Source organism: Pseudomonas sp. MWU12-3088 (assembly GCF_023242405.1).
Classification (GTDB): domain Bacteria; phylum Pseudomonadota; class Gammaproteobacteria; order Pseudomonadales; family Pseudomonadaceae; genus Aquipseudomonas; species Aquipseudomonas kribbensis.
In genome coordinates this window covers 291,758-318,451 of record NZ_JALJEA010000007.1, presented here as the reverse complement: position 1 = coordinate 318,451, position 26,694 = coordinate 291,758, and the positions used below count along the sequence as shown (strand labels likewise).

Genomic DNA, 26,694 nt, shown 5'->3' with positions numbered 1-26,694 from the left:
GTCAATCTTCGCGGGCGGATTTCGGAAGATCCGTGATCAACGTCTTCGGCTCCAGATACGCACTCATCCCCCACTTGCCCATTTCGCGCCCCAGCCCCGAGTGTTTGAATCCACCAAAAGGAGCTCGCGGTTCGTGGGCCAGGGTGTTGATGAGCACGCGTCCCGAATCGATCTGGCGGGCGATGCTCACACAGCGCTCGGGATTCTGACCCAGCACCAGGGCGCTCAGCCCATAGTCCGTGTCGTTGGCAATGCGGATCGCATCGGCGTCGTCTTCGTAAGGGATGATCGTCAGCACGGGGCCGAAGATTTCCTCGCGCGCGATCCGCATCTGGTTGTTGGCGTCGGTGAAGATCGTGGGTTTGACGAACCATCCGGCGTGCAGGCCTTCAGGTCGACCTTCGCCACCCGCCAGCAACCTCGCGCCCTCGTCCTGGCCGATACGAATGTAGCGCTGCACTCGGTCCCATTGTTTCTGGCTGACCATCGGGCCGATATCGGTGTCGGTATTGCGCGGGTCGCCCGATTGAAACTGTGCGACGCCCTCCTTCGCAGCCTGCTCGAACTCCGCGAGCCGTGAAAGCGGGACCAGAATGCGCGTGCCCGCGATGCAGGCCTGGCCACTGTTGAGGAATCCGGCGTGCAGCGCCAGCGGCATGATCGCCTGAAAATCCGCATCATCGAGTACTACGGTGGGTGACTTGCCGCCGAGTTCCAGGGTCACGCGCTTCAGGGTGTCGGCGCCGGTCCTGACTAGATGCTGACCGACCGCGGACGATCCCGTGAACGAGATCTTGGCCACGTCTGGATGCCGGGCGATCTCCTCGCCAACCACGTCGCCTCGTCCGTTGACGATGTTGAAGACACCCGGTGGCAGCCCCGCTTCGTGCAACGCCCGGAGCACGACCTGCGTCTGCAACGCGCTCATCTCGCTGGGCTTGATGACGGCGGTGCAACCCGCCGCCAGTGCGGTGGCCAGCTTGTTGCAGATGAAGCCGGCATTGCTGTTCCACGGCGTGATCAGCCCGGTCACGCCCACGGGCGTCAGAATGACCTTGGCCATACCGGCCTGCTCTTCGAAGTCGAACGCCTGCAGTGCCTCGATCGCTTGCGCAATTACATCAGCCGGGTACGTCGCCATCCAGCGCCCGCGAACCGCGGGCGAGCCGTACTCCTCAAGGATGGCTTCCAGCAGTTCTTCCTCTCTAGCCGCCACGGCCTTGTGCATGCGTTGCAGGGCGGCGATGCGTTCCTCTCGCGAGGTACGAGACCAGGCCGGGAACGCAGCCTTGGCGGCGGCGATGGCACGCTGGGCGTCAAGTGCATCGCCCAACCGGACCTGACCGATGACTTCCTCGGTGCTCGGGTTATGGAGGTCGAACCATTCCTGACCGTGTGGGAGGACGTACTCTCCGTTGATATAGATGTGTTCAATGCGCTGCATGGCAACTCCTCGCTGAGATTGACCCGCTTGAAGCGAGCCTCGATGAAGCGAAGTCTAAGAAGGGTTTATTGTTCCGATAAGCTATCCTTTGGCTGATGAAACATCCCTATTTTCAGGACAATCCATGCACAGAACAGGAATGACCGAGCTGGAAGTGGTACTGGCCGTCGCCCGGCGCAACAGTTTTCGCGGCGCGGCCCAGGAATTGGGCATGTCCACTACCGCCGTGAGCAGCGCGGTGGCCGGCCTCGAAGCGCGCCTGAAGGTGCGCCTGTTCAACCGCTCCACACGCAGCGTTGCCCTCACCGACATCGGGCAGCGCTATGTGGAGCGCATCGCCCCGGCCCTGGCGCAGATCAAGAGTGCCGGCGAAGAGGCCAGCGTCGGTCTCGACGAACCCAGCGGCACACTGCGCATCAACGCACCGCACGGCGCCGCGTATCTGCTGCTGGAGCCGCTGCTCAATCAGTACGCACGGCGCTATCCCGAGGTGCGCATCGATGTCGTCAGCGAGGCCAGCATGGTCGACATCGTTGCCGGGGGCTTCGACGCCGGGATCCGCCTGGCCGAGTCCGTGCCGCAAGACATGATTGCGGTGGCGCTGTCAGGCGACATCCGCATGCTCATGGTGGCAACGCCGGAGTACCTCGAACGCCATGGCGTGCCCGAACACCCACGGGATCTGCTCACCCACCAGAGCATCGGCATGCGCATGGCCCACGGCGGTCTCTATCACTGGGAGCTGGAACGCGACGGCGAGAAACTGCAGATGGATCTGCCGACGCGCTTCGTGTTCAACGAATTGCTGGCGATCAAACAGGCCGTGGTGCTGGGCCTGGGCATCGGTTTTATTTCCGAGTGGTTCATCCAGGAGGAACTGGCAAGCGGCGCGCTGGTGCCGGTGCTGATGCCGTGGTGTCCGTCGTTTGGCGGGTTGAGGCTTTACTACTCGGGCCATCGCTTCGTGCCCGCGCGGTTGCGTGCGCTGATTGATCTGGTGCACGAGTTGCGGCCGACCTTGAGCGATATCAGGAAGGGACAGCATTGATAACGGGCGTTAAATTGCAGGTATTTGTCACGGAAAACGAAGCGCGACTGCTCGGTACTCCCTCGGCGTTCAGTACCGTGTCCCGGGCTATCCGCAAATGCAAGGTGGGCACAAGCATCCACCTGCCGCTGGAAAGCAGCCGGTCGCCATTCACGTCATTGGAAATCCGGTGCACCGCGGGTTCCGCCGTTGTTGCCGTCATGGATGGCACGCTGCTCGTCGCTTACCCGGAAAAACTGCGACGCCGATTGTCTCCGTATTTTGCAATGCCGGCAGAGACTCCATCAGGATCGACTTTCTTCATCAACGCGTCACAAATAGACGTTCTTCATGACCTGACCGGGGAATCACTGCAAATGATCCTGCAAGTCGTGGGGCCTGATCAGGTTTGAACTTGCGTTGGCATGAGCATTTTGGGCCTTAGGCAGTCAATTGTCGGCGACGACTTCCGGCCAAAACACACGTTCAATCACAGTGATCGGTTTCCCCGGACTCCTGTGACAGAACCCCCTGATACCCCCCGACTTCAGGGGCATATGAAACAAACCGGCCGCCGACAGCCTTCTCCAGCAAAATCCGACCACAGCGCTGGCATTCATAAACGGTGGTTTGTCGGCTGGCATGGATGCTGGATATCCGGTCCTCCAGGGCATTAGCGGCGCTTACCCAAGGCGCGAGTACTCCATAGGCTTTGGCGATCGCGGCCTTGTCTCCTGACTCCGCAGCCGCCACCAGCGGTGCGATCTCACGACGTAGCTCATCCCAGAATGCATCTTCCTCCTGGTCGCGCAGCAAGCTGGCCTTGTAGGGCAAGCTGTCGGTCTGATCGACAATTACATGGCCACACTTGCATCCTATTTTGCTCATTTACAGTTCAATACCTTCAGGTTCGATCAATGGGTCAAACGGGCGACCTTGGTCATCCAGGCCTCGGGGCACTGGAAACCCGGGGACACCTGACTTGAGCGCGATGGCTCCATCAATATCAGGCGCATTGGCTCTTTTCTTGAGGATCCGTGACTCTAGACTGGTTCCCTTCCCACGATTCAACTGGAAAGGAACCCATTCAAGTGCACGATTTCGACTGCCAACCCGTTTTATGCGGGAGCACACTGAGGCTCAGGCCTCTGACCGAAAACGATTTTGAAGGCCTGTTTCTGGCGGCCTCGGACCCGCAGATCTGGGCAGGCCACCCCGCCAGCGACCGCCATGAGCGGCCGGTATTCGAAACGTACTTCGCCGCGCGGCTGGCCACCGGTAAAACCCTGGTCGTCATCGATATCGACTCGGGGCTGATCGTGGGCATGTCGAGTTATTACACACCGCCCGACCTGCCGGACAGTATCGCCATCGGGTATACCTTTCTGGTGCGGGCGAAATGGGGTGGCGAGACCAATCGCGAGCTGAAACGGCTGATGGTGGAACACGCCTTCAAAGTCTACGACACGGTCTATCTGCACATCGCTCCGTCGAACATCCGCTCGCAGAAAGCCGCCATGAAGATCGGTGCGGTGCACTTGTATGATGCCGAGCTGACGCTGTCCACGACGCCGGCCTGGTGCAAGTGTTACGGGCTGACCAGGGAGCAATGGGCTACAAGCCAGCCAGAAAATCAGAGATGACGGCCACAATCTTCCTTCACGCACCCGCCCCAAACACAGCCCTCGCAAAATCCACGAAGCTTCGCAACTTGGGCGTCAACCGAGGGTCCGGTGCGTACAGAAGATTCATCGGGGAGACCGGGACGTTGTAGTCCGGCAGCAACCCCACCAGCGTTCCGCTTCTCAGCGCATCCTTGACCAGTTCCAACGGCAACAGCACCACACCCAGCCCGGCCACCGCTGCCGACAGCAACGGGTCGGCCTGATTGATCGTCAATCTGCTTTTAATCGGCACGTCGATGCAACCGTCCGGCCCTTCGAGGCGAATGTGGGAACGACCGTCGGAATAGGCGAACGCCAGGCATTCATGTTCCTGCAGATCCAGCGGGGTCGTGATCGGTGGACGCCTGGCCAGATAGGCAGGCGCCGCGCACAGCACCATTTGATAGGGCTTCAAAGGCAATGCCTTCAGGCCGCTGTCAGACAGTTCACCGATTCGAAACACCACGTCATACCCGCCCTCCAGCAGGTCAACGAGTTCGTTGGACAGGGTCAGATCCACCGACACCTGCGGATACCTGACCATGTACTCCAGCAGCCGAGGCGCCAGCGTGCTGACGCCAAAGGTGACCGGTGCGTTGATTCTGAGGCGGCCACTGGGCACGCCTCGAGTCATCGCGGCCATTTCTTCGGCGGCGTCCATGTCAGCCAGGATCAGCTTCGCCCGTTGATAGAACGTACGGCCGAAGTCGGTCAGGCTCTGTTTGCGGGTCGTGCGATTGAGCAGCGAGACACCCAGATGCTGCTCGAGCATCTTCACCTGTTTGCCGACCAGTTGCGGGGACAGATTGAGCTCATCGGCCACCGCGCTGAAGGAGCCAAGCTCCACCGCTTTGACGAAGACGGCCATCAATGTGAGGCGATCCATTGGAAACCCTGCGTTTCTAGTGTTGCGCTATCGTAGGTCTTTATCCGGCCCGGGCCAAAGCCTAAATTGACGGCCATGGCAACGACGCGCGCAACTGCAGCAGGCGCGTTATCACTGGAACTCAGGTCGTTCACACCGGCCTTATTGATCACAGAAGAGGTAACCATGGCACGCATTGTCAGGATTCATGAATACGGCGACGCAAGCGTTTTGAAACTGGAATCGGTCGATGTCCCGGCGCCGGCATCCGGCGAGGTGCAAATCGAGGTCAAGGCCTTCGGACTGAATCGGGCCGAGGTGATGTTCCGCAATCACGCCTATCTGCAGGAAGCGCAATTTCCCAGCCGCCTCGGTTATGAAGCGGCCGGTGTGGTAGCTGCCGTCGGTGCCGGCGTCAGCGAGTTCAAGGTCGGCGACGCGGTCAGCCTGATTCCGCCGCTGGACATCGCCAAATGGGGCACCTACGGCGAACTGGCCAACGTGCCCGCAGAGCTGACGGTCAAACACCCGTCGAACCTGTCTTTTGAACAGGCTGCTGCGTCCTGGATGCAATACGTCACGGCGTGGGGCGCGCTGGTCGAACAGGCCAAGCTGACGAAGAACGATTTTGTGCTGGTCACTGCCGCCTCCAGCAGCGTCGGCCTGGCAGCCTTCCAGATTGCCCGAATGGTCGGCGCGACTTCGATTGCCGTGACCCGCACCCGCGCCAAGAAGCAAGCCTTGCTGGACGCCGGCGCCGCGCACGTCATCGTCAGCGATGAAGAGGATATCGTCGCCGCCGTCATGGCCCTGACCGATGGCCGGGGCGCACGCGTGGTGTTCGATCCGATTGGCGGCCCCGGGTTCGAACAGCTCACCCAGAGCATGGCCCGAGGCGGCATTCTGCTCGAGTACGGCGCCTTGAGCCCGGAACCCACGCCGTTCCCGCTGTTCACCGTGCTGGGTAAAAGCCTGACGCTCAAAGGCTATCTCTACGCAGAGATCGTCGCGGATCCTGCGGCGCTGGCCCGAGCCAAGGCGTTCATTGGCGACGGCCTCGCATCAGGCGCGCTGCAACCGATCATTGCGAAGACGTTCGCCCTTGAGGACATTCAGGAGGCGCATCGCTTTCTTGAGGCGAATCAGCAGGTCGGAAAGATTGTCGTGACCGTTTAAGGATATGATCCGGGAAACCAGGCCTCAATGGACCGATGTCTATGCCCGTTTCCCGGATTCGCCCTTCACCGGCTCCCCTGCTGAAACCCGGCGAGACGGTGGTGGTGTTCGATGGCGTCTGCAAGTTGTGCAATGGCTGGGCGAAATTCCTGATTCGCCATGACCGCCATCAGCGAGTCCGGCTGGCTGCGGTGCAGTCTCCCGAAGGGCAGGCGCTGCTCGCCTGGGCAGATTTACCCCTCGATCAGTTCGACACCATGGCGGTCATCCGCGACCGACACTATTGGGAGCGCTCCGATGCCTTTTTCGAAGTCGTTGCCCAACTGCCCGCCCGCTGGCGTCCATTGCAATGCTTGCGCATTTTCCCACGCGGGCTTCGGAACTGGGCCTACGATCGTATTGCACTGAATCGTTATCGGCTGTTTGGACAATATGACACCTGTCTTCTGCCTGACCCCGATCATGAACAACGCTTTCTGAAGGCTTCGCTACAGAAAGAGACCTAGCACCTGCACGGGCGTCATCTTCGTCACCATCATCAAGACGATCACGAACATCCCCAGAAAACCGGCCACCCCCATCCAGAACCATTTCCGGTAGACCGAGCGGTACTCATCCGCGAGCCCTCCTCCGGTCTCGACCGCATTCGAAGCCATTACGTACAAGCGCTTCTGCAGCACCAGCACCGGCAGCCAGAGCGACCCCACGCAAAGAAAGATGATCAACGAGGTCAGCACCCATTCCGTGGTCAACGGCAGGCCGGCCAGCCTGATCAGTCCATAGCCCGATGCGATCTGAATGAAGCCTGCCGGGGTGGTGATCCAGGCGTCGAAGCGCACGACCATTTTCGCCACGTGAGCGATCACCTGAGGATTGGCGGTGCGGCTGGCAGCGATCAGGTAAAGGTAGGAACCCATGCCGAATCCGAACAGGAAAACCGCGGCAATCACATGGATGTATTTGAGGCACAGATAAAGCATGGTCAGCGCTGCCCGTCAGAGAAATGCACGGACAGGCTGAGGTTTTCAGGGTCGTTGATTGCAGCCATGTATTCGTCGACGGTGATTTCGCCCACGCAAGGCCGGGCGCCGGGCTCAGGCACATAGCCTTGGGCCATTTTGGTGGCCAGGGCAACAGCGGCGCAGCTCGGGATTTCCGGGCCCTTGTCATTTCCGGCCGTGAGTTGAGCGGTCATGGACAGCGGTTGTCCTTCAACCCCGAGACCTTGCACGTCGATGTACATCGCGCTTTTGCCATCGCCGAATTGCTCGAAGCGGGTGCCCAGGCGATGCAGTCGCGCAGCCCAAGGCGCATGGTCCCGAATCAACCCCATCTTCTGGGCCTGTGCAAACAGGGCATTGGCGACACCGCCGAGCTTGAGCCCGGCACCGGCCTTGAAGCTCAGTGTCCGGGCGCCATAACGACCGGCGAAAATATCCATGTCTGGTACGTCGACATTAGCCAGCAAGCGGGTGCCCAGATGCGGCATCCTGCGCAGCGTCAAATCCTGCCAGCCCGGCACCTCGTGAACCCGGCCATCCTTGAGCTGCTTGATCGGCTTGCCCGCGTAGGCAAGCACACCTTCGACAGTCGACAGCCCCGGCATCTTCGCGGAAGAGGAAATGCCATGCTCGATCGAGTCGATACGCTGGAAGCGATACCGCTGCTGATCGATGATGGCCGAAGACAGGGTCGGCACCGAACTGCACCCGCTAAGAATCACAACGCCCGCCTCTTTCGCGCGCGCATCGAGTACAGCAATACCGTTGACGAAGGTTCGGCAGTCGGACAGATCGCAATAGCTCACACCGGCCTCGATGCAGCTTTCGGCAACAGCATAGGACTGCCCCTGAAACGGGCCTCCGGTGTGGATGACCAACTCGATCCCCATCGAATTCAGAGCGGACTTGAACCCATTCCCCATGGCATCGCCGCACCAACTGGCGCAGGCTTTTCCTGAGGCGGCTTGCAACGCCTCGACCTTGCGCAGCAACTTGTGCGGATCGCGACCCGAGATCGCCAGATCAACATCGGGCATCGACGCCAGATGCCGGCAGACGATGCTGCCGAAGTTTCCATACCCACCGACCACCAACACCTTGAACGCCATGCAACGCTTCCCTAACGATTCGATCGTCCAGCCGACTTGCCCGAGACAGATTCGCGGAAGCTTCCCTGATATCGGCGGGTCAGGCAAGTCAGCAGCAATCGATGATGCAAACCCCACAGCCTTTAAGGCAGTGCTTTCAAAGCGGTCTACGCTCCATCCACTACCCTCCTCTGGAGTCACCGTGATGATCCGTGCCTTGCTGACCGCTTCCTTGCTGGTAGCCCTGAGTGTTCCGGCCCATGCTGACGTAAAACCGTTCCCCGCTTCCTTCCGCACGCAAGACATTGCCGTGGACGGCGCGAAGATCCACACGCGTATCGGCGGCAAGGGCCCGGCCGTGGTGCTGTTGCATGGTTTTGGTGATACCGGGGACATGTGGGTGCCGCTGGCGACCGATCTGGCGAAGGATCACACCGTGGTGATTCCTGATCTGCGCGGCATGGGGTTGTCGTCGATTCCCGACAGTGGCTATGACAAGAAGACCCAGGCGGGAGACATCCGCGCCGTGCTGGCCTCGCTGGGCATCGAACATTCAGTCGTCATCGGCCATGACATCGGCACCATGGTCGCCTTCGCCTATGCCTCGCGGTATCCACAACAGACCGATCGCCTGGTGGTGATGGATGCGCCCGTTCCGGGCATTGCGCCGTGGAATGACATCGTGCGTTCGCCGATGCTCTGGCACTTCGATTTTGGAGGCCCGGACATGGAGCGGCTGGTCGCCGGCCGCGAGCGCATTTATCTGGATCGGTTCTGGAACGAGTTCGCCGGCGACGCGAAAAAAGTCGACGAAGCCACGCGCCAGCACTACGCCAAAATCTACGCCCGCCCCGGTGCGATGCACGCGGCCTTCGCTCAGTTCCGCGCCATTCGCCAGGACGCGGTGGACAACGAAGCGTCGTCAAAGAACAGGCTGACGATGCCGGTCCTGGCCGTCGGTGGTGAGAAATCCTTCGGCAACAACGAAGCGATCGTGATGCGCAACGCCGCCGACAACGTCACCGAAGTGGTGATCGCCGGCGCGGGTCATTGGCTGATGGAAGAAGCGCCGGGGGAAACCACGCAGGTGATTCGCCGTTTTATGACCCGCTGACGCTGGAGATGGACGCCTTCCCTCTACAAAATGGGGACCATTCAATGGGGACAGATTTATTTTTTGATAATAAATCTGTCCCCATTGAATGGTCCCCATAGAGGCCGGATGGTGCAGGAGCCGCTGCCAAGGTCTGCAAAACCTGTACAGCGGCGGTCCTCAGGTGCGGGCGGAAGCAAACTATGGCTTTATCAGAAGTCCCTGTCCTGTGGGCAATGAGGCAATCGCAATATCTCTTGTTGCGGCCCACTGATCCATCCCGTCCTTCTGCGGCTGATAACCCAGATACGCATAGTCATCCAAAAGTATGACCGCCCCCGAAACCAGTCGATCCCACAAGAACTCAATGGTCGCCACTTCTGGCGCCGTACAATTCATATCAATGTGCAAGTAAGCAATCTGTGTCGAATCGATTTGATTCAGCGTTTCAGGGATGGAGCCTTGAATAAGGTTGACATTTGACCATTCCGAAAAATTGGCTCTTACCGCATCAATATTTGATACGTAACTTCCATCTTCAATCCACTTCTGGCTTTTATCTGAGACGCCAGCCATTTTCTCGTCATCCGATAAAAAACGCTCGTCAACACCCGAAAAAGTGTCCAGAAGATGAAATACCCTGCCGGTACTGTCCCAATCCAGATCCTTCATGATGGCTGAACTTAAAAAGCCGTAATTGACGCCACACTCGACAAAGTCACCTTGGCGTTTCGCAGCGGTCCGAGCAGCCCAAAGACCAATGTGTACGCGCCAATACCATGTGTAGTCGGCACCGGAAGCCTTTATGCCCCGGTCGTACGCGGCGACGTAACGGGGATCACTCATGAAGTCGTGATTGTGTACTGTCCTCAGGCCATCCGAGTTGAACTCGCCCTTGACTTTGGACTGTAGAGGGTCAGAACCCGGCAGATAAGGACGGCCTTCTTTAATGCCCCAGGTCACGTAATGAAATGCCGGATCGATACCTGCCAGTCTGACGTCCGGGTGCATATACAGGTATTGCTCAGCAGAAAAATCTATAGGCAAACTCATTCCATATCCTTGTTAGCCATTGAACAGCTTCCATTGCGCCGCGCAGGAGCTGACACCACTCGACATAAAGACTTAGCGCGGGCGCGATACTACATTAGCGACGCATCGCCATCCATTTAAAAGCACGACACCCTTACAATCGACTCCGTCCCAGATAAATGCTCTAACGTTCAAGCGCGAGGGCAGGAAATTCGAACGCCACTCATGTCTGGAAACAGCCCTTTGCATCCGCTTCCGATCACCCGAAAGCTGATGCGGACAGTCGCTCTAGGTCCGCCGTTGTCCTTCATAGTCCGGCAACATGATTGCATCAGCTTTCGGTGAAAGCACTTTACCGAACAGTGCCTTGAACCCCGGCGCAATCGCCAGCCTCAACACCGCGTGGCCCAAGGCAATACCAAGGCGCGAATGCGGTGAGGCCAGTCTGGGGGCGAATCCGGGCACGCTTTGCGCTTGGGCAACGAAGGGCCGCATCCGTTTTTCATAGGCCGCGAACGCCAGGGTATGGTCGGCATGACGCCCCAGTTCACCGGCCAGCACATAGGCGCCGCACAGCCCCAGGCTGGTGCCCATGCCGCTGATGGGCGATGCGCAATACGCCGCGTCCCCGACCAGCGCGATACGCCCCTTGGACCAGCGGGACATTTTGACCTGCCCCACTGCGTCCAGATAAAGATCGGTAGCATCTTCCAACGCAGCCAGCACGCGAGGTGTTTCCCAACCGGCGTCGGCAAATATTTGCCTGAGCAAGGACTTCTGTTCGTCCTGCGCGAGTTTTTCGTATCCACACGGCGCCTGCTGGAAAGACAGAAACGCGCGGGTGGTGCCCAGATTGTCCGGCCGCAAGCAGACACAGCGACCACCCGGAAGGTTGTGCCAGCGCATGACCTGGCCATCGCTCGGCTGTCGAGGCACGGTGAAATAAGCCGTATACAGATTGAGGGGGCGCCGCTGCACTTCGTTGCCGAACACCCGGTTGCGGGTCGCCGAACCAATCCCTTCAGCCACGATCACCAGATCGTAAACCTGCTCGCGACCCTGTTCGAAACGCACGTGAACCTGTTCGCCATCGTCTTCCATGGCTTCAACACTATCGCCGAATCGGTACAGGACACGGTCCTGGCTGGGCCGGATGAGCAGTTTGGCGAGCTCACCCCGCAGGATCTCCAGTTCGGCAATCGGCCCCTCACCGTCGAACGCATCGACGCCCAGAAACGCCTTGGTCCGGTTGTTCTGGTCAACGAAGGCGATGCCCTGTTCCTGAGTCGTGTTCGCCCGAATCAGATCTTCCAGGCCCATGCGCCGGACGACCTCACGCCCGGCGCCCCGCACGTCAATCGTCTGTCCGCCATCGCGAAACGCAGGCGCCCTCTCCACCACCGTGACGTCCATGCCCTGCCGGGACAACCAATACGCCAGCGCAGGTCCGGCGATGCTTGCGCCAGTCACCAGTACTTTTTTGGGATTCATCACGCGTCCCGGTTTTCAGACGTGGCCACAGCGTTGCCCGGCAACGTGGTGCGGTAGACCTCGATCACTTGGCCCAGGAAGGCTTCAACCACGGCGCGATCCTCGCCATTGAGGGCTCCGAGCACGGCGCTCAGGCCATCGAGCATCGGCGCGATATGCCGATAGGCCTGCGCCACCGATTCCGGAACCGGACACACCAGCACCCGACGCTTGTCATTGAGCTGCCGCTCGCGGACCACATGCCCGGCGCGTTCCAGTCGATCGATGACCTGCGTGATACCGGCGGTGGTCACGGAAAGCCGCACCGCGAGTTCGGTCGGCGGCAGAGGTCCATCCGCGATCAGATGCTCCAGCGCCGCGACATCGGTCTGATTGATACCCAGAACCGCGCCCAGATGGCTGGCGGCCTTGCGCGTGAGGATGGCGATCTGTTGCAACTGCTGGCCGACGACATCACTGGCGATCTGCAGGTTGCGGGGATCTTCGGACGGATCGGGCGGTGATGAAGGCGATGTCATGTGTAGGGTCAGTCCCGGCGGGTTGTGGTGAGGACGCGAAACTAACATATAGCTAACTTGCTTAGCTACCTTTCTGGACCGAAGGCAAAAAAAGGGGAACCGGTCCGTTTTTCAGAAAACAAACCGGCTCCCCTCTTTCACACTGACGCTACTGAACCTCAGGCGCGCTTCGGAAGCTTCCAGTTCGGGCGAATGAAGTGGCAGGTGTAGCCATTCGGAATGCGCTCCAGGTAATCCTGGTGCTCCGGCTCCGCTTCCCAGAACGGCCCGGCCGGTTCGATTTCGGTCACCACTCGACCAGGCCACAAACGTGAAGCGTCGACATCGGCAGCGGTGTCTTCGGCGACGTCGCGTTGCTGTTCGCTGAGGTAATAGATCGCCGAGCGATAGCTGGGACCGCGGTCATTGCCCTGACGGTTGGGCGTGGTCGGGTCGTGAATCTGAAAGAAGAACTCGAGGATCTGCCGATAGCTGATAACAGCGGGGTCGAAGACGATTTCGATGGCTTCGGCGTGGCTGCCATGATTACGGTAGGTCGCATTCGGCACATCGCCGCCGGTGTAACCGACGCGCGTCTTCAGGACACCGGGGTAGCGCCGCAGCAGGTCCTGCATGCCCCAGAAGCAGCCGCCGGCGAGGATGGCAGTTTCGGTTTGGCTGGTCATGGTCTGTCCTTCCCCTTGGGGATGTTGGAGGTAACCCTTGTTATGAGGGCACGCTGGCCAATTCCAATACCTCAAATGGGGACAGATTTATTTTTAAAATAAATCTGTCCCCATTAAAAAATCAGGCGAACGCCGATGCGATGAACGCCTCAAGCGCCTGTTCTTCCAGAATCTCGATAGAAAAATGCCCGAAGCGCTTGGGCAGCCAGATGATGCGTGTCCCGGACGGTGACTGCAGGTTGGCGCGTTCCAGTGGCTGGCCGTTTTCGTCTTCTGGCTGCACGCCGGCGATCACCAGTTCGTCGTAGGCTTTCTCGATGTCCGGTGTCGAATAGCAGTGACGGTAGATCATTCCCTCCCCCGACGAATCCAGCAGTTCCTTGAGATTGCCCGCCAACGGCTGGACCAGCATGAAACGCTCCTGGCCGATCAGCGCAACCGCGTAGCGAACATGCAGGCCACCCCGTTCCCAGACGAGGGTTCTGGAGATTCTGGCGTTCAGGATCTGCGCATAATAGGCACAGGCTTCCTCAAGGTTATTGACCAGTACGTCGACGTGACTGAATTTCAGATCCATTGCATCGCTCCTTCTGACAGGCGCCCATCTTAAAAACAAAAGAGCACCCGAAGGTGCTTTTCTGTTGGTGAAAATGGGGACAGATTTATTTAAAAAATAAATCTGTCCCCATTAAAAGGACTACTTCGGCATCAGCACCGTATCCACTACATGAATCACACCATTGGACTGCATCACGTCCGCAATGGTGATCGCAGCCTTTCCGCCTTTGGCGTCCACCACCCACAATTTGCCGTCGTGCAGCATGACGGTCAGGGATTCACCCTGAACGGTTTTGAGCATGACCTTGCCGCCGTGCATTTTGGCGTCATCCATCAGCTGTTTTGCCGTGTGAGTGCCGGCAACCACGTGATAGGTAAGGATCGTCGTCAGGTCGGCCTTGTGCTCCGGTTTGACGAGCGTATCGACGGTGCCGGCGGGCAATTTGGCGAAGGCTTCATTGGTCGGCGCGAAGACTGTGAACGGCCCCTTGCTGTTGAGGGTATCGACCAGCCCGGCCGCCTTGACCGCTGCAACGAGCGTGGTGTGGTCCTTCGAGTTGACGGCGTTTTCGACGATGGTCTTGTTCGGGTACATGGCCGCACCGCCGACCATCACGGTATCGGCGGCAAAGCTCGATCCCGTACCAAGGCAGAGCAATGTGAAGCAGGCGATGGCGATGCGTTTGATGAGCGAGTGCATGGTGTGTCTCCTGAATTCTTCGACCCTTCGAATGAGGGTGATGAATTTACGGAGCAGAAGCGCAACCGGATGCATCACGGTGCAAGTATTTTTATTCGTCTATGATCGGTTTTTTTAAAATCAGCCAAGGAGGCCACCATGAGTGTTCGTGGTAAAGACCGGCAAATCGACAACATCGAGTTCAATGTCGGCGACATTGCCCGCAGCAAGGCGTTCTACGGTGATGCGTTCGGCTGGACATTCGTTGACTACGGCCCGACCTATACCGAGTTCAGCGATGGCAGGCTGACCGGTGGCTTCACCACGGGAGAACCCGTTCGCCCGGGTGGCCCGCTGATCATTCTGTACGCGGAAGATCTCGAAGGCGTGCAGCAGCGGCTCAAAACGCTGGGCGCGGTGATCACCCGCGCGACCTTTTCCTTCCCCGGTGGCCGCCGCTTCCACTTCATTGATCCGGATGGCTATGAACTGGCCGTCTGGACGAGCCAGGAACCCACTCGCCCGTAACAGAACCAACGACCGCCCCACCACCCGAAAACAAAAAAGCACCCGAAGGTGCTTTTTTTGTCGCTGCTGTCAGCGTTACGAAGTCTTCACGCTGGCCCGGGCTGCGTGCAGTTTCTTGTAGCTGTCGATCAGTCGCAGGTGACGGTCGAGGCCTTCGAGTTTCATGCTGGTCGGCGTCAAGCCGTAGAAGCGAACGCTGCCGTCCACCGAGCCGATCGCCGCGCCCATCCGCTCGTTGCCGAACATGCGGCGGAAGTTGGCTTCGTAGTCGGCCAGTTCCAGGTCTTCGTCCAGCTGCATCTCCAGCACCCCGTTGACGGCCTGATAGAACAGACCGCGCTCGACGGTGTTGTCGTTGTACTGGAGGAACATTTCCACTGCTTCTTTCGCTTCCTCGATTTGTCCCAGGGCGAGCCAGATCAGCAGTTTCAGTTCCAGGATGGTCAACTGACCCCACACGGTGTTGTCATCGAATTCGATGCCGATCAGCGTGGTGATGTCGGTGTAGTCGTCCAGTTCGCTTTCGACCAGGCGCTCGACCAGCGACTGGAGTTCTTCTTCGTTCAAGCGATGCAGGTTGAGGATGTCTTCGCGGAAGAACAGCGCCTTGTTGGTGTTGTCCCAGATCAGGTCGTCCACCGGGTAGATTTCCGAGTAATCCGGCACCAGGATGCGGCAAGCGGTGGCACCGATGTGCTCGTACACCGCCATGTACACTTCCTTGCCCATGCCCTTGAGGATGCCGAACAGGGTTTCGGCTTCTTCGACGTTGGAGTTTTCACCCTGGCCGGTGAAGTCCCATTCCACGAACTCGTATTCCGCCTGGGCGCTGAAGAAGCGCCACGACACCACGCCGCTGGAGTCGATGAAGTGCTCGACGAAGTTGTTCGGCTCGGTGACCGCCTGAGCTTCGAAGGTCGGCTGCGGCAGATCGTTCAGGCCTTCGAAGCTGCGGCCCTGCAGCAGTTCGGTCAGGCTGCGCTCCAGCGCCACCTCGAAGCTCGGGTGTGCGCCGAACGAGGCGAACACACCGCCGGTACGCGGGTTCATCAGCGTGACGCACATCACCGGGAATTCGCCGCCCAACGACGCATCTTTCACCAGCACCGGGAAGCCCTGGGCTTCCAGGCCTTGAATGCCGGCCATGATGGCCGGGTACTTCGCCAGCACTTCCTGCGGCACGTCCGGCAACGCGAATTCGCCTTCGATGATTTCGCGTTTCACCGCACGCTCGAAGATTTCCGACAGGCACTGCACCTGGGCTTCGGCCAGGGTGTTGCCGGCGCTCATGCCGTTGCTCAGGTACAGGTTTTCGATCAGGTTCGACGGAAAGTACACCACCTCGCCGTCAGACTGACGCACGAACGGCAGCGAAACGATGCCGCGCTCTTCGTTGCCGGAGTTGGTGTCGATCAGGTGCGAACCGCGCAGCTCGCCGTCGCGGTTGTAGATTTTCAGGCAGTACGGGTCGAGGATCTCGCTCGGCAGCTCATCATTGCTGCCCGGCTTGAACCAGCGCTCGTCCGGGTAGTGCACGAACGGCTCATTGGCCAGGTCCAGACCCCAGAACTGATCGTTGTAGAAGAAGTTGCAGTTCAGGCGCTCGATGAATTCGCCCAGTGCCGACGCCAGCGCGCCTTCCTTGGTCGAGCCCTTGCCGTTGGTGAAGCACATCGGCGAGTGCGCATCGCGGATGTGCAGCGACCACACGTTCGGCACGATGTTGCGCCACGAAGCGATTTCGATCTTCATGCCGAGGTCGGCGAGGATGCCCGACATGTTGGCGATGGTCTGCTCCAGCGGCAGATCCTTGCCCGGAATGTAGGTGCTGGCGCTGGAGTTCGCACCCGGCATCAGCAGTGCCTGAGCGTCGGCGTCGAGGTTTTCGACTTCTTCGATCACGAACTCGGGGCCGGCCTGCACCACCTTCTTCACGGTGCAGCGGTCGATGGAGCGCAGGATGCCCTGGCGGTCCTTGTCGGAGATGTCTGCCGGCAACTCGACCTGAATCTTGAAGATCTGGTTGTAGCGGTTCTCCGGGTCAACGATGTTGTTCTGCGACAGGCGGATGTTATCGGTCGGGATATTGCGGGTTTCGCAATACAGCTTCACGAAGTACGCCGCACACAGCGCCGACGAGGCCAGGAAGTAGTCGAACGGACCCGGTGCCGAGCCATCGCCCTTGTAGCGGATCGGTTGGTCGGCCACCACCGTGAAGTCGTCGAACTTGGCTTCAAGTCGAAGGTTGTCGAGAAAGTTGACCTTGATTTCCATGGGGGACTACCAGAATAGCGAGCTGAACAGAATGGCCGCCATTATCCGGTTTTTGAGCGGGAAGTCTTGTGCTTTGGCGTTTTGGCCGCCGACCGGAGCGCCGGTCAGGTCGAGACGTTGCGCTGCGCCATCTCGGCGACGATGGCGTCGATCACGCAGCGGGCGGTCGGTGACTGGCTTCTGCTGGGCAGGCTGACGACGCCGATTTCGGAGTGCAGTCCGGGCCGGTCCACGACCTGCAATTCGATCAGGTTGCCGCTGCGCAGGTCTTCCGCCACGGCACCGTGGATCACGCCGAGGATGGTATCGGTCGAACAGGCCACCGTCCTGAGCAACGCCACATCGTCGCACTCCAGCGCAAGCGGCAAGGCCTGGCGCGTGGAAATGCCCAGGGTATGCGCAGTCTCTTCCTTCACCACGGCCGGCAGGCGCGTCGTGGCGATGCCGTACTTTTCCAGGTCTCTCATCGTCACCGCGCGTCCGGCCAACGGGTGTTGCGGCCGGACGAAGAACCCCGCCGAGGCCTGACCCAGCGAGCGGATCAGCAGATCGGTGTCGGCCGAGAAATTGCGAATGTCCGCGACGAAGAACTCGATCGCTTCATCCCGCAACCGTGCTTCGAGTATCTGCCAGTTGTTGATCTCTACCCGCAGGGTGACTTCCGGATACTCCCGACGCAACCGAGGCACCACCTGATGCATCAACATCGCCGCCGGAAACGGCCCGACGCCGAACGCAAGGCTGCCGAGCCGGCCATCGCCGTAAAGCGCCAGATCCCGCTCCAGCGAGCGTGCGTCGAACAGCAGACGCCGCGCCCGCTCGATCAGAAACTCCCCAGCTGGCGTCGGACGCACGTCGCCACTGTCCCGGTCGAACAGGCGCTGTCCGGTTTCGCTTTCAAGTGCCTGGATGCTGCGGCTCAGGGCCGGCTGGCTGAGGTGCACGCGTTCGGCAGCGCGGCCGAAATGGCGTTCATCGGCAAGGGCCAGCAGGTGTGTCAGTCGTTTGAGGTCCATGTCACCGATGCTAGCCACGCATTGTCTGGATGTAAACAATGCATTGGATACATCGCCAGCGTCTCCCTACTCTCTGCTGATTGATCATCGGAGAACAACAAGAATGAGATCGCCCCGCCACACCCTCATCGCTCTGGCCTTGGTATCACTCGCCGGCTGCGACAAACCGCCCAGCGTTGCCAATAACGAAGCAACACCCGCCACCGCTGCGGTGATCGAAGCCTCGATCAAGGGCCTGGACCTTAACGATACCCGCGACATGGAGGACGCCCAGCGCGGTCTCATCGCCCGGCCGACCGGCCAGATCCTCGGCTCCGACGGCTCTGTGCTGATCGATTTCGATGCGTTCAGGTTCGTCGAAGGCAAGGCCCCCGCTACTGTCAATCCGAGCCTTTGGCGCCATGCGATGCTCAACGCCCAGATCGGTCTGTTCAAAGTCACCGACGGCATCTACCAGTTGCGCGGCTTCGACATCGCCAACATGACGCTGATCGAGGGCCAGACCGGATGGATCGTGGTCGACCCGCTGACCTCGAAGGAAACCGCTGCCGCTGCCCTGGCATTCGCCCGCGCACAACTGGGCGACAAACCAGTGACCGCGATCATATTCACCCACGACCATGCCGACCACTTCGGCGGCGTACTGGGCATTACCTCGGTCGCGGAAGTGGCCGAGCGCAAGATTCCCGTGGTGGCTCCTGTCGGTTTCATGGAGGAAGCCACCAGCGAAAACGTGTTGGCCGGGCCGGCAATGTCGCGCCGTTCGATGTATCAGTTCGGCAAGAACCTGACACCGGGCGCCACCGGCATGGTGGATACCGGGCTGGGCAAAAACGTCGCCTACGGCAGCATCGGCATTCTGCCGCCGACGCAGATCATCGATCAGCCGACGCAGGAACGGGTGATCGACGGCGTGACCTTCGTGTTCCACAACATTCCGGGCGCGGAGGCCCCGGCCGAGCTGACCTTTTCCATCCCCGAACGCAAGGCCTACGGCGGTGCCGAGCTGCTGGCGCAGACCATGCACAATCTGCTGCCGATCCGTGGCGCCAAGGTCCGTGACGCGTTGCTCTGGTCCGATTACGCCCAGGCTGCCCTTGATGAACTGGGCGACACCGAAGTCTATTTCGGCCAACACAACTGGCCGGTCTGGGGCAATGAACGCATCCGCGAATTCATCACCCAGCACCGCGACGTCTACAAGTACATGCACGATCAGACCGTGCGCCTGATGAACGCCGGCTACACGCCCGACGAGATCGCCGAAAAGATCCAGTTGCCCGATTCACTGGCCTCGTACTTCGGCACCCGCGGCTATTACGGCGACGTGCGACACAACGTCAAGGCGATCTACCAGATGTACCTCGGCGCCTACGATGGCAACCCGGCGCATCTGAATCCGCTGCCTCCCAGAGAGTCAGCCAGACGCTACGTCGAGTTGATGGGCGGCAGCGCCAAAGTGCAAGAAGCCGCACGCGCGGCCTATGACAAAGGTGAATACCGCTGGGTCGCCGAGCTGCTGGATCAAGCCGTCCTCGACCAACCCGGCGACAAGGCCGCCAAGGAACTGCTGGCCCGAGCCTATGAACAGCTGGGCTATCAGTCGGAATCGGCGACCTGGCGCAACAGCTACCTGACCGCCGCCCAGGAACTGCGCAACGGCCCGCCGGAAAAAGGCGTGCGCCGCTCGGACCTGATCGAGCTGATGAAGCAGACGCCCACCGAACGCTTCCTCGAAGCCATGGCCGCCAGCCTCGACGGGCCGGCGGCGGACGGCAAAAACTGGACCTTCAACCTGCAACTGACCGATACGAAGGAATCGTTCGTGCTGTGGATCGAGAACGCCGTGTTGCACTATCGCCGGGGCGCACCGGCCAGCAATGCCAACGCCACGTTGAGCGTTACCAAGGATCTTTTTGTACAACTGCTGGGCGGCACAGCGGGATTCAAGGATGCCCTCACGTCCAAAGACCTGAAAGTCGATGGCAGCACGGTGGATCTGGTGAGATTCCTTGGATTGCTGGAGAAAGCCCCGGGCAACTTTGCGATCGTCGCTCAGGCGCGCGATTGATTCGTGCAGGGTCGTTCGGATGTAATGCCTGAAGAGGTCAAACCCTGAGCAAGTCCGGCTAGGTATCTGTACGCCGCTTTCGACGATTCTAGGGCCGACCGTTACTCCAGGAGCTTCACTCCGTGCCAGACGCACCGACGCAAACTGCCTACGCAAAGCGCTTCACCGCAGTACTCGCCTACATCGACGCCAACCTTGAGGGCGATCTGTCGGTGAAAGCGCTGAGCCAGGTGGCGAACTTTTCCGAGTTCCACTTTCACCGGCAGTTCACGGGATACGTCGGCGTGCCTGTCTCGCGCTACGTGCAGTTGATGCGCCTGCGCCGTGCCGCGCACCGTTTGAGCACCCTGCCCGACCACTCGGTGATGGAAGCCACGCTCGACGCGGGGTTCGAAAGTCCCGAAGCGTTTTCCAGGGCATTCAAGCGAGCCTTCGGCACCTCGCCGGGGGCATTTCGCAAGGCTCCGGACTGGAGCGTCTGGCACACGGTCTTCGCCATACCTCACTTTTCAAGGAGCATTACCATGCAGGTACGAATCGTCGACTTCCCCGGAGTCCAGGTCGCTGCGCTCGATCACCGTGGGCCACCAGGCCTCGTCAATCAAAGCGTGCAACGCTTCATCCAGTGGCGCCAGCAGAGCGGGCAGTCGCCCGTGGCATCGAGCCGCACCTTCGGGATTCCTTACGGCAACCCTGACACGACGCCGCCGGAGGACTTTCATTTCGCGATCTGCGGCGAAATCCGTGAAGCGGTGGCGCCGAATGAATTCAGCGTCCGCGAGCTGAGCATTCCTGCCGGCCGCTGTGCCGTAGTGCGTCACACAGGTTCAACCGATCACATCGGTGAAACCATCTACCCGGTCTACCGCGACTGGCTGCCCGCCAGCGGAGAAGAGTTGCGCGATCACCCGCTGTTTTTCGAGTACTTGAGCATCAGTCCCGAGACTCCGCAGGAGCAGTGGCAAACGGATATTTACGTGCCGCTGCGCTAACAATCGCCTACCCCTCAGGCTCAGCTAAGTTTCACTGGATACCTTCTCTCCTGCGCACATTCAGCGCTGCTCAGGAGAGGCCATCCACCCATGAAACCCGCCATAGCCGACTGGCTCAACAAAGTGCCCGAAGTGACGCTGTCCTTCTGGGTGATCAAGATCCTGTCCACGACCGTGGGTGAAACCGGTGCCGACTTTCTGGCCGTGGACGCCGGTTTCGGCGCCGGCCCGACCAGCCTCGGCATGGCCGCGCTGCTGGCCATCGCGCTGTTCACCCAGTTGCGTACCAAGGCCTACACCCCGTGGATTTATTGGCTGACCGTGGTGCTGGTGAGCATCGTCGGCACGCAGATCACCGACATCCTGACCGACATGCTGGATGTCAGCCTCTACACCAGCACGGCGGTTTTCTCTGTGTTGCTGGTGGTCAACTTCCTGATCTGGTACCGGACCGAACGCAGCCTGTCGATCCGCGAAATCGTCACCCCGCGCCGGGAGCTGTTCTATTGGGCCACGGTGCTCTGCACCTTTGCCCTCGGCACCGCCGCCGGCGACCTGGCCACCGAAGCACTGGGCCTGGGCTTCACCGTCGGCGCAGTGATCTTCGGCGCGTTGATCGCGGCCACCCTGATCGCCTGGCGTCTGGGCGCCAACACCGTGCTGACATTCTGGATCGCCTACATCCTGACCCGCCCCTTCGGCGCGTCCCTCGGCGACCTGCTGACCCAGGCCAAGACCTACGGCGGCCTCGGCATGGGCGCGACCTGGACCAGCGCGATTTTCCTCTGCGTCATCGTCCTGCTGGTCACCGTCGCGCAGATCAGCGTCGGCAATCGCAAAGCAATCACTCAGTAAACCATCAGACTTTCATCAAGGAATCATCATGCGCCAGATTCAAAACATCATTCGTCACGTCGCCATCGTCTCGTCCATCTGCCTGCTGAGCATTGCTGCCGGCTGCTCGAAGCCGGCGGACAAACCGGCTGCAAACGCCGCTGCAGGAGCCGTCAGCACACAAGGCCAGGCCGCCTCCAAACTGGGGGATCTGTCCGAGTTCCGCAACATCGCGGCCGACGTTGCTGCCCTCGTCGATAAAAACGACCTCCCGGGCGCCAAGGCCCGGATCAAGGATCTGGAAACCGCCTGGGACTCGGCCGAGGCCGGAATCAAACCCCGTGCCGCCGGCGACTGGCACATGCTGGACAAGGCCATCGACCGCTCGCTCGACACCTTGCGCGCCAGCGCCACGCAGCAGAAAGACTGCAAGGCGCGGATGGACGAGTTGCTCAAAGCCTTTGACTCGCTGAAGGGCAACGCCTGATCCGGGGCCGGACAAACCCTTGCACAGATGCTTCAATACAAGCGCGACGGCCCTGCCCGTCGCGCTATTTTTTTGGGGAGCGGGTCATGCGGATATTACTGGTGGAAGACGACCCGATGATCGGCGATGCCATCCAGGGCGCGCTGAACGACGCCAGCTACGCCACCGACTGGGTGAAAAACGGCCTCACCGCACTGGCCACCCTGGACACTCAGCACTACGACCTGGTGCTGCTGGACCTCGGTTTGCCCGGCAAGGATGGACTGGACGTGCTCGACAGCATTCGCGCTCGCAACAACCCGGTGCCGCTGCTGATCATCACTGCCCGGGACGGTCTCGACGACCGCTTGCGTGGCCTCGACGGCGGTGCTGACGATTACTTGCTCAAACCTTTCGATATGGCCGAATTGCTGGCGCGGATGCGCGCGGTACTGCGGCGCAAGGGCGGGACTGCGTTGTCCTTGCTCGACAACGGCGTGGTGTCCCTTGATCTGGTCTCCAAGCAAGCCACGACTGCCGACAACCCGGACGTGCAATTGTCCAGCCGCGAGTTCGCCTTGTTGCAGGCCCTGTTGATCCGGCCCGGGGCGATCCTCTCGCGCAGTGAACTGGAAGACCGGCTCTATGGCTGGGGCAATGAAGTCGAAAGCAATGCGGTGGAGTTTCTGATTCACGCCCTGCGACGCAAACTGGGCAGTCACGTCATCAAGAACGTCAGGGGAATGGGATGGATGGTTTCAAAAGGCGCCTGAGGGACTCGGTGCAACTGCGGCTGTCGGTCACCCTGTCGCTGGCGATTCTGCTCGTTGCACTGTTGGCCGCGGCGTTTGCGTTTGTCTCGGCGCTGGACGAGGCCCACGAAATGCAGGATGAAACCTTGCGTCAGGTAGCGGCCCTTTACGACCGCCAGCAAATGACCCTGCACTACCCCGCCGCTCAGGCCGTGGACGACGACAACGAAGAATCCCGGGTCATCGTGCAGTACCTGGCCGACGGCAGCCGAGCGGTCGGCAATGACGACACCGTGCTGCCGCTGCCCTTCCCCACGACCTTGCCCGACGGTCTGTCGACCTTGAAGGTGACCGGCGAAGACTTTCGCGTGCTGGTCAGAACCACCGCCCGTGGCGAACGCATCGTCGTCGCCCAGGAAACCGGCGTGCGCGACAAGGAGGCCCGCGAAAGCGCCTGGCGCAGTCTGCTGCCGTTCCTGATTCTGTTTCCGGTGCTGTTGCTGGTGGTGGGCGATCTGGTGCGCAAGATGTTCCGCCCCATCGCCACGCTGTCGGCCGACATTGATCGACGTGACGAACAGGCCCTGCACCCGGTGGACGAAAGCCATGTGCCAAGCGAGGTCCGGCCGTTTGTGGTGGCCATCAACCGCCTGCTCGGTCGCGTCGCCCAGTCCGTGGACAACCAGCGGCGTTTCGTCGCCGATGCCGCCCATGAACTGCGCTCGCCGATGACCGCCCTGTCCCTGCAAGCCGAACGACTGGCCGCCACGGAAATGCCGGCCGCCGCCCGCGAACGCCTGTTACCGTTGTCCCAGGGCATAGAACGCAGCCGGAACCTGATCGATCAACTGCTGAGCCTGGCTGCTGCGCAGTCCAGCTCAAATGCAGCGCCCACCAGTGTTTCAGTCCTGCACGTTTACCGACGGATTCTGGAAGACCTGCTGCCGCTGGCGGACCGCAAGAATATCGATATCGGCGTCGAGAGCAGCGAGGACGTGCAGGTCAGCATCAATGAAACCGACCTGCTGATCCTGATCCGCAACCTGGTGGACAACGCCATCCGCTACACCCCGTCCGGCGGACGCATCGACCTGTCGGTCAAGCGGGAGCAAGCGGCGGTCGTCCTGCAAGTCAGCGACACCGGCCCCGGGATTGCCGTGGAAGAACAGGCGCGCGTCTTCGACCCGTTCTACCGCAGCCTGGGCACCGATGAGTCGGGCTCGGGGCTGGGGCTGTCCATCGTCAAGGCGATTGCCGATCGCACGGGGCTCAAGGTTGATCTGGGGTTTACCGACGTCATCGAGCGCAGCGGTCTGTGTGTCACCGTCAGCATCGAGCAGTCCTGAGCCGCTTCCCGTTCCCTACATTTCGACCTGCGTCCCCAGCTCGATCACCCGGTTCAACGGCAGCTTGAAGTACTTCAGGTTGCTGTTGGCATTCTTGAGCAGGAACGCGAACAGGTACTCGCGCCACTTGGCCATGCCGATGCGCTTGGTCGGGATGACCGTTTCACGACTCAGGAAGTACGTGGTGCGCATCGGGCTGAAATCCAGTTCGGCCAAGTGACAAAGGCTCAGCGCCATTGGCACATCCGGTTCCTCGGTAAAACCGAAATGCAGGTTGACCCGGAAGAAACCGTCGCCATAGGACTCAACTTCAAAGCGACGATCCACCGGCACTCGCGGGCTGTCTTCGGACACCACGGTCAGCAGCACCACCTGCTCATGCAGCACCTGGTTATGCAACAGGTTGTGCAGCAGCGCGTGGGGAACTGCGTCGGCCCGCGCTGTCAGGAACACCGCCGTGCCCTGCACCCGATGAGGCGGCTGCGCACGGATGCTGCTGATGAACAGCGGCAGCGGCAACGCGGTTTCATCCAGCCGCTCGACGATGATCTTGCGCCCGCGCTTCCAGGTGGTCATCAGGATGAACAGGCCGATGCCGGCGATTACCGGGAATGCACCGCCCTGCAGGATCTTCGGTGCGTTGGCCGCGAAGTACAGGCTGTCCACCAACAGAAAACCGAACAGCATCGGAATCGCCAGCCAGCGCGGCGTCTTCCACAGCAACAACACCACGGCGGCGGACAGTAGCGTGGTAATCAACATGGTGCCCGTCACCGCCACGCCATACGCGGCAGCCAGGGCGCTGGAGGATTCGAAACCGATCACCAGCAGCACCACACCGACCATCAACGCCCAGTTGACCGTGCCGATGTAGATCTGGCCCTGCTCCTGGCTCGAGGTGTGCTGGATGAACATGCGCGGAACGTAGCCCAGCTGGATGGCCTGGCGCGTCAGGGAGAACGCACCGGAAATCACCGCTTGCGAAGCAATGATCGTCGCCAGCGTCGACAGCGCCACCATCGGCAGCAGCGCCCATTCCGGGGCCAGCAGATAGAACGGGTTACGCACCGCTTCCGGGTTGCCGAGGATCAACGCGCCCTGGCCAAAATAATTGAGGACCAGGCCGGGCAGGACCAGCATGAACCAGGCGCGGGCAATCGGTTTGCGACCGAAGTGGCCCATGTCGGCGTACAACGCTTCCGCACCGGTCAGCGACAGGACGACCGCGCCGAGAATCGCCACGCCCATGCCCGGATGGGCCGTAAAGAAGCGCACCGCCCAGATCGGGTTCAGCGCCTGCAACACCTCGGGGCGCTGCACAATGCCGTAGACCCCGAGCGCGCCCAGCACCACGAACCACAGCACCATGACCGGGCCGAACAGGATGCCGATCCGCGCGGTGCCGTGTTTCTGGATCAGAAACAGCGCCACCAGCACCACCACCGACAACGGCACCACCCAGTGCTCGATGCCGTCGAACGCCAGCTCCAGCCCTTCCACCGCCGAGAGCACCGAGATCGCCGGAGTGATCATGCTGTCGCCGTAGAACAGCGCCGCACCGAACAGACCGAGCAACACCAGCACCTTGCTCAAGTGCGGGTAAGGCGCCGACGCACGACGGGCCAACGCCGTCAGCGCCATGATGCCGCCCTCACCCTGGTTGTTGGCCCGCAGGATGAACAACACGTACTTGATCGAGACCACCCAGATCAGCGACCAGAAAACCAGCGACAGAATGCCCAGCACACCGTCGTGATTGAGCTGCACGCCGTAGTGGCCGGAAAACACTTCTTTGAGGGTGTAGAGGGGGCTGGTGCCGATATCCCCGTAAACCACTCCGACAGCGGCCACCAGCATGGCTGCGCCCGAGGTCTTGGTTGGGGAATTTTCGTTGGTTTTACTCAAGGGTCGCGGCTCTCGAACGGCGGGAAGTAGTGGCATGCCATCCTTGGGCAATACGCGGACCGTGGCCTTCCGAAATACAAGGCTCAGGTGCGGTCAAAAAAACGCGGCCAGTATCGATGCGAACCCAATCCTCCACCGTAAAGAATGCGTAAAAAATCCACCTGGCCCGAGCCGTTACACAGTTTTTTAGAGTCGGCCAATTGTTATGG

Annotated in this window: 28 protein-coding genes; 13 read left to right on the top strand and 15 right to left on the bottom strand. The window is 60.5% G+C overall.

What is annotated here, in order from left to right:
* Position 1 precedes the first annotated feature (1 nt).
* The gene (locus tag M5B98_RS18545; RefSeq protein WP_248743577.1) at positions 2–1,444 is read right to left on the bottom strand and encodes an aldehyde dehydrogenase family protein; all 1,443 of its coding nucleotides are present in this window, start codon (positions 1,442–1,444) and stop codon (positions 2–4) included.
* Between the two features lie 124 nt (positions 1,445–1,568).
* Between M5B98_RS18545 and M5B98_RS18540 the strand changes: the two genes are divergently transcribed.
* Both M5B98_RS18540 and M5B98_RS18535 read left to right on the top strand, forming a co-directional pair.
* Complete coding sequence (locus M5B98_RS18540) at positions 1,569–2,492, top strand: LysR family transcriptional regulator (RefSeq protein ID WP_248743576.1); 924 nt, start codon at positions 1,569–1,571, stop codon at positions 2,490–2,492.
* A gap of 14 nt (positions 2,493–2,506) precedes the next feature.
* Complete coding sequence (locus M5B98_RS18535; protein ID WP_248743575.1) at positions 2,507–2,884, top strand: hypothetical protein; 378 nt, start codon at positions 2,507–2,509, stop codon at positions 2,882–2,884.
* Positions 2,885–2,957: 73 nt separating this feature from the next.
* Here the strand turns inward: M5B98_RS18535 and M5B98_RS18530 are convergent, their stop codons facing one another.
* Positions 2,958–3,359 (bottom strand): hypothetical protein, encoded by a 402-nt coding sequence (locus M5B98_RS18530; protein WP_248743574.1) that lies wholly within the window; start codon positions 3,357–3,359, stop codon positions 2,958–2,960.
* 203 nt (positions 3,360–3,562) lie between these two features.
* On the opposite strand from M5B98_RS18530, the gene M5B98_RS18525 reads away from it, so the two are divergent.
* A complete protein-coding gene (locus M5B98_RS18525) occupies positions 3,563–4,114 on the top strand; it encodes a GNAT family N-acetyltransferase (protein ID WP_248743573.1) in 552 nt (183 codons plus the stop codon).
* 16 nt (positions 4,115–4,130) lie between these two features.
* Here the strand turns inward: M5B98_RS18525 and M5B98_RS18520 are convergent, their stop codons facing one another.
* Both M5B98_RS18520 and M5B98_RS18515 read right to left on the bottom strand, forming a co-directional pair.
* The gene (locus M5B98_RS18520; RefSeq protein WP_085733973.1) at positions 4,131–5,021 is read right to left on the bottom strand and encodes a LysR family transcriptional regulator; all 891 of its coding nucleotides are present in this window, start codon (positions 5,019–5,021) and stop codon (positions 4,131–4,133) included.
* The gene (locus tag M5B98_RS18515) at positions 5,003–5,197 is read right to left on the bottom strand and encodes a hypothetical protein (protein ID WP_248743572.1); all 195 of its coding nucleotides are present in this window, start codon (positions 5,195–5,197) and stop codon (positions 5,003–5,005) included. Before M5B98_RS18515 ends, M5B98_RS18520 begins: the two co-directional genes overlap by 19 nt.
* Between M5B98_RS18515 and M5B98_RS18510 the strand changes: the two genes are divergently transcribed.
* Both M5B98_RS18510 and M5B98_RS18505 read left to right on the top strand, forming a co-directional pair.
* Positions 5,187–6,176 (top strand): zinc-dependent alcohol dehydrogenase family protein, encoded by a 990-nt coding sequence (locus M5B98_RS18510; RefSeq protein ID WP_248743571.1) that lies wholly within the window; start codon positions 5,187–5,189, stop codon positions 6,174–6,176. The genes M5B98_RS18515 and M5B98_RS18510 overlap by 11 nt on opposite strands.
* Before the next feature lie 41 nt (positions 6,177–6,217).
* Entirely contained in the window at positions 6,218–6,682 is a 465-nt protein-coding gene (locus tag M5B98_RS18505; RefSeq protein ID WP_248743570.1) for a thiol-disulfide oxidoreductase DCC family protein, read from the top strand.
* Here the strand turns inward: M5B98_RS18505 and M5B98_RS18500 are convergent.
* Together M5B98_RS18500 and M5B98_RS18495 are read right to left on the bottom strand one after the other, a co-directional pair.
* Positions 6,665–7,156, bottom strand: coding sequence for a DUF2269 family protein (locus tag M5B98_RS18500; protein WP_248743569.1), 492 nt, complete (start codon positions 7,154–7,156; stop codon positions 6,665–6,667). The two genes, M5B98_RS18505 and M5B98_RS18500, sit on opposite strands and share 18 nt — an antisense overlap.
* 2 nt (positions 7,157–7,158) lie before the next feature.
* Positions 7,159–8,286, bottom strand: coding sequence for a saccharopine dehydrogenase family protein (locus tag M5B98_RS18495; RefSeq protein WP_248743568.1), 1,128 nt, complete (start codon positions 8,284–8,286; stop codon positions 7,159–7,161).
* 184 nt (positions 8,287–8,470) lie between these two features.
* On the opposite strand from M5B98_RS18495, the gene M5B98_RS18490 reads away from it, so the two are divergent.
* Positions 8,471–9,379 (top strand): alpha/beta fold hydrolase, encoded by a 909-nt coding sequence (locus M5B98_RS18490; RefSeq protein WP_248743567.1) that lies wholly within the window; start codon positions 8,471–8,473, stop codon positions 9,377–9,379.
* A 180-nt stretch (positions 9,380–9,559) separates the two neighbouring features.
* On the opposite strand, the gene M5B98_RS18485 is transcribed toward M5B98_RS18490, so the two are convergent.
* The 6 genes from M5B98_RS18485 to M5B98_RS18460 all read right to left on the bottom strand — a co-directional run bounded on the left by M5B98_RS18485 (position 9,560) and on the right by M5B98_RS18460 (position 14,322).
* A complete protein-coding gene (locus M5B98_RS18485) occupies positions 9,560–10,411 on the bottom strand; it encodes a TylF/MycF/NovP-related O-methyltransferase (RefSeq protein WP_248743566.1) in 852 nt (283 codons plus the stop codon).
* Positions 10,412–10,678: 267 nt separating this feature from the next.
* Positions 10,679–11,881, bottom strand: a complete 1,203-nt coding sequence (locus M5B98_RS18480; RefSeq protein WP_248743565.1) for an FAD-dependent monooxygenase — start codon at positions 11,879–11,881, stop codon at positions 10,679–10,681.
* Positions 11,881–12,399 (bottom strand): MarR family winged helix-turn-helix transcriptional regulator, encoded by a 519-nt coding sequence (locus M5B98_RS18475; protein WP_248743564.1) that lies wholly within the window; start codon positions 12,397–12,399, stop codon positions 11,881–11,883. The genes M5B98_RS18480 and M5B98_RS18475 overlap by 1 nt, the downstream gene beginning before the upstream one ends.
* A gap of 158 nt (positions 12,400–12,557) precedes the next feature.
* Complete coding sequence (gene msrA, locus M5B98_RS18470) at positions 12,558–13,064, bottom strand: peptide-methionine (S)-S-oxide reductase MsrA (protein ID WP_114882379.1); 507 nt, start codon at positions 13,062–13,064, stop codon at positions 12,558–12,560.
* 121 nt (positions 13,065–13,185) lie between these two features.
* Positions 13,186–13,641 carry a VOC family protein gene (locus M5B98_RS18465; protein WP_248743563.1) on the bottom strand — a complete coding sequence of 152 codons (456 nt, stop codon included), beginning with the start codon at positions 13,639–13,641 and terminating at the stop codon, positions 13,186–13,188.
* A 120-nt stretch (positions 13,642–13,761) separates the two neighbouring features.
* A complete protein-coding gene (locus M5B98_RS18460) occupies positions 13,762–14,322 on the bottom strand; it encodes a fasciclin domain-containing protein (RefSeq protein ID WP_248739075.1) in 561 nt (186 codons plus the stop codon).
* A gap of 138 nt (positions 14,323–14,460) precedes the next feature.
* Between M5B98_RS18460 and M5B98_RS18455 the strand changes: the two genes are divergently transcribed.
* Complete coding sequence (locus M5B98_RS18455; protein ID WP_248743562.1) at positions 14,461–14,829, top strand: VOC family protein; 369 nt, start codon at positions 14,461–14,463, stop codon at positions 14,827–14,829.
* A 75-nt stretch (positions 14,830–14,904) separates the two neighbouring features.
* Here M5B98_RS18455 and M5B98_RS18450 read toward each other — a convergent pair whose 3' ends face one another.
* Positions 14,905–17,103: an OsmC domain/YcaO domain-containing protein gene (locus M5B98_RS18450; protein ID WP_248743561.1), complete on the bottom strand. Its 2,199-nt coding sequence runs from the start codon at positions 17,101–17,103 to the stop codon at positions 14,905–14,907.
* 104 nt (positions 17,104–17,207) lie between these two features.
* Positions 17,208–18,137 carry a LysR family transcriptional regulator gene (locus tag M5B98_RS18445; RefSeq protein WP_248743560.1) on the bottom strand — a complete coding sequence of 310 codons (930 nt, stop codon included), beginning with the start codon at positions 18,135–18,137 and terminating at the stop codon, positions 17,208–17,210.
* An 85-nt stretch (positions 18,138–18,222) separates the two neighbouring features.
* Here M5B98_RS18445 and M5B98_RS18440 point away from each other — a divergent pair, with 85 nt between their 5' ends.
* From M5B98_RS18440 to M5B98_RS18415, 6 genes are all read left to right on the top strand, one after another.
* Complete coding sequence (locus M5B98_RS18440; RefSeq protein WP_248743559.1) at positions 18,223–20,190, top strand: alkyl/aryl-sulfatase; 1,968 nt, start codon at positions 18,223–18,225, stop codon at positions 20,188–20,190.
* Between the two features lie 122 nt (positions 20,191–20,312).
* Positions 20,313–21,182 carry an AraC family transcriptional regulator gene (locus tag M5B98_RS18435; protein WP_248743558.1) on the top strand — a complete coding sequence of 290 codons (870 nt, stop codon included), beginning with the start codon at positions 20,313–20,315 and terminating at the stop codon, positions 21,180–21,182.
* 90 nt (positions 21,183–21,272) lie between these two features.
* Positions 21,273–22,037: a hypothetical protein gene (locus M5B98_RS18430; protein ID WP_085708503.1), complete on the top strand. Its 765-nt coding sequence runs from the start codon at positions 21,273–21,275 to the stop codon at positions 22,035–22,037.
* Between the two features lie 28 nt (positions 22,038–22,065).
* Entirely contained in the window at positions 22,066–22,503 is a 438-nt protein-coding gene (locus M5B98_RS18425; RefSeq protein WP_248743557.1) for a hypothetical protein, read from the top strand.
* An 86-nt stretch (positions 22,504–22,589) separates the two neighbouring features.
* Positions 22,590–23,255 (top strand): response regulator, encoded by a 666-nt coding sequence (locus tag M5B98_RS18420; RefSeq protein WP_114882371.1) that lies wholly within the window; start codon positions 22,590–22,592, stop codon positions 23,253–23,255.
* Positions 23,231–24,580: an ATP-binding protein gene (locus M5B98_RS18415; protein WP_248743556.1), complete on the top strand. Its 1,350-nt coding sequence runs from the start codon at positions 23,231–23,233 to the stop codon at positions 24,578–24,580. The genes M5B98_RS18420 and M5B98_RS18415 overlap by 25 nt, the downstream gene beginning before the upstream one ends.
* Positions 24,581–24,595: 15 nt before the next feature.
* Here M5B98_RS18415 and M5B98_RS18410 read toward each other — a convergent pair whose 3' ends face one another.
* Positions 24,596–26,437 carry a potassium transporter Kup gene (locus M5B98_RS18410; protein ID WP_114882369.1) on the bottom strand — a complete coding sequence of 614 codons (1,842 nt, stop codon included), beginning with the start codon at positions 26,435–26,437 and terminating at the stop codon, positions 24,596–24,598.
* Positions 26,438–26,694: the final 257 nt, after the last annotated feature.

Bases quoted from the DNA above. Each gene is read 5' to 3' on its own strand.
- M5B98_RS18545 (WP_248743577.1), bottom strand. From the start codon at position 1,444: ATGCAGCGCATTGAACACATCTATATCAACGGAGAGTACGTCCTCCCA.
- M5B98_RS18540 (WP_248743576.1), top strand. From the start codon at position 1,569: ATGCACAGAACAGGAATGACCGAGCTGGAAGTGGTACTGGCCGTCGCC.
- M5B98_RS18530 (WP_248743574.1), bottom strand. From the start codon at position 3,359: ATGAGCAAAATAGGATGCAAGTGTGGCCATGTAATTGTCGATCAGACC.
- M5B98_RS18520 (WP_085733973.1), bottom strand. From the start codon at position 5,021: ATGGATCGCCTCACATTGATGGCCGTCTTCGTCAAAGCGGTGGAGCTT.
- M5B98_RS18510 (WP_248743571.1), top strand. From the start codon at position 5,187: ATGGCACGCATTGTCAGGATTCATGAATACGGCGACGCAAGCGTTTTG.
- M5B98_RS18515 (WP_248743572.1), bottom strand. From the start codon at position 5,197: ATGCGTGCCATGGTTACCTCTTCTGTGATCAATAAGGCCGGTGTGAAC.
- M5B98_RS18505 (WP_248743570.1), top strand. From the start codon at position 6,218: ATGCCCGTTTCCCGGATTCGCCCTTCACCGGCTCCCCTGCTGAAACCC.
- M5B98_RS18500 (WP_248743569.1), bottom strand. From the start codon at position 7,156: ATGCTTTATCTGTGCCTCAAATACATCCATGTGATTGCCGCGGTTTTC.
- M5B98_RS18495 (WP_248743568.1), bottom strand. From the start codon at position 8,286: ATGGCGTTCAAGGTGTTGGTGGTCGGTGGGTATGGAAACTTCGGCAGC.
- M5B98_RS18490 (WP_248743567.1), top strand. From the start codon at position 8,471: ATGATCCGTGCCTTGCTGACCGCTTCCTTGCTGGTAGCCCTGAGTGTT.
- M5B98_RS18485 (WP_248743566.1), bottom strand. From the start codon at position 10,411: ATGAGTTTGCCTATAGATTTTTCTGCTGAGCAATACCTGTATATGCAC.
- M5B98_RS18480 (WP_248743565.1), bottom strand. From the start codon at position 11,881: ATGAATCCCAAAAAAGTACTGGTGACTGGCGCAAGCATCGCCGGACCT.
- M5B98_RS18475 (WP_248743564.1), bottom strand. From the start codon at position 12,399: ATGACATCGCCTTCATCACCGCCCGATCCGTCCGAAGATCCCCGCAAC.
- msrA (WP_114882379.1), bottom strand. From the start codon at position 13,064: ATGACCAGCCAAACCGAAACTGCCATCCTCGCCGGCGGCTGCTTCTGG.
- M5B98_RS18465 (WP_248743563.1), bottom strand. From the start codon at position 13,641: ATGGATCTGAAATTCAGTCACGTCGACGTACTGGTCAATAACCTTGAG.
- M5B98_RS18460 (WP_248739075.1), bottom strand. From the start codon at position 14,322: ATGCACTCGCTCATCAAACGCATCGCCATCGCCTGCTTCACATTGCTC.
- M5B98_RS18455 (WP_248743562.1), top strand. From the start codon at position 14,461: ATGAGTGTTCGTGGTAAAGACCGGCAAATCGACAACATCGAGTTCAAT.
- M5B98_RS18450 (WP_248743561.1), bottom strand. From the start codon at position 17,103: ATGGAAATCAAGGTCAACTTTCTCGACAACCTTCGACTTGAAGCCAAG.
- M5B98_RS18440 (WP_248743559.1), top strand. From the start codon at position 18,223: ATGAGATCGCCCCGCCACACCCTCATCGCTCTGGCCTTGGTATCACTC.
- M5B98_RS18430 (WP_085708503.1), top strand. From the start codon at position 21,273: ATGAAACCCGCCATAGCCGACTGGCTCAACAAAGTGCCCGAAGTGACG.
- M5B98_RS18425 (WP_248743557.1), top strand. From the start codon at position 22,066: ATGCGCCAGATTCAAAACATCATTCGTCACGTCGCCATCGTCTCGTCC.
- M5B98_RS18420 (WP_114882371.1), top strand. From the start codon at position 22,590: ATGCGGATATTACTGGTGGAAGACGACCCGATGATCGGCGATGCCATC.
- M5B98_RS18415 (WP_248743556.1), top strand. From the start codon at position 23,231: ATGGATGGTTTCAAAAGGCGCCTGAGGGACTCGGTGCAACTGCGGCTG.
- M5B98_RS18410 (WP_114882369.1), bottom strand. From the start codon at position 26,437: ATGCTGGTGGCCGCTGTCGGAGTGGTTTACGGGGATATCGGCACCAGC.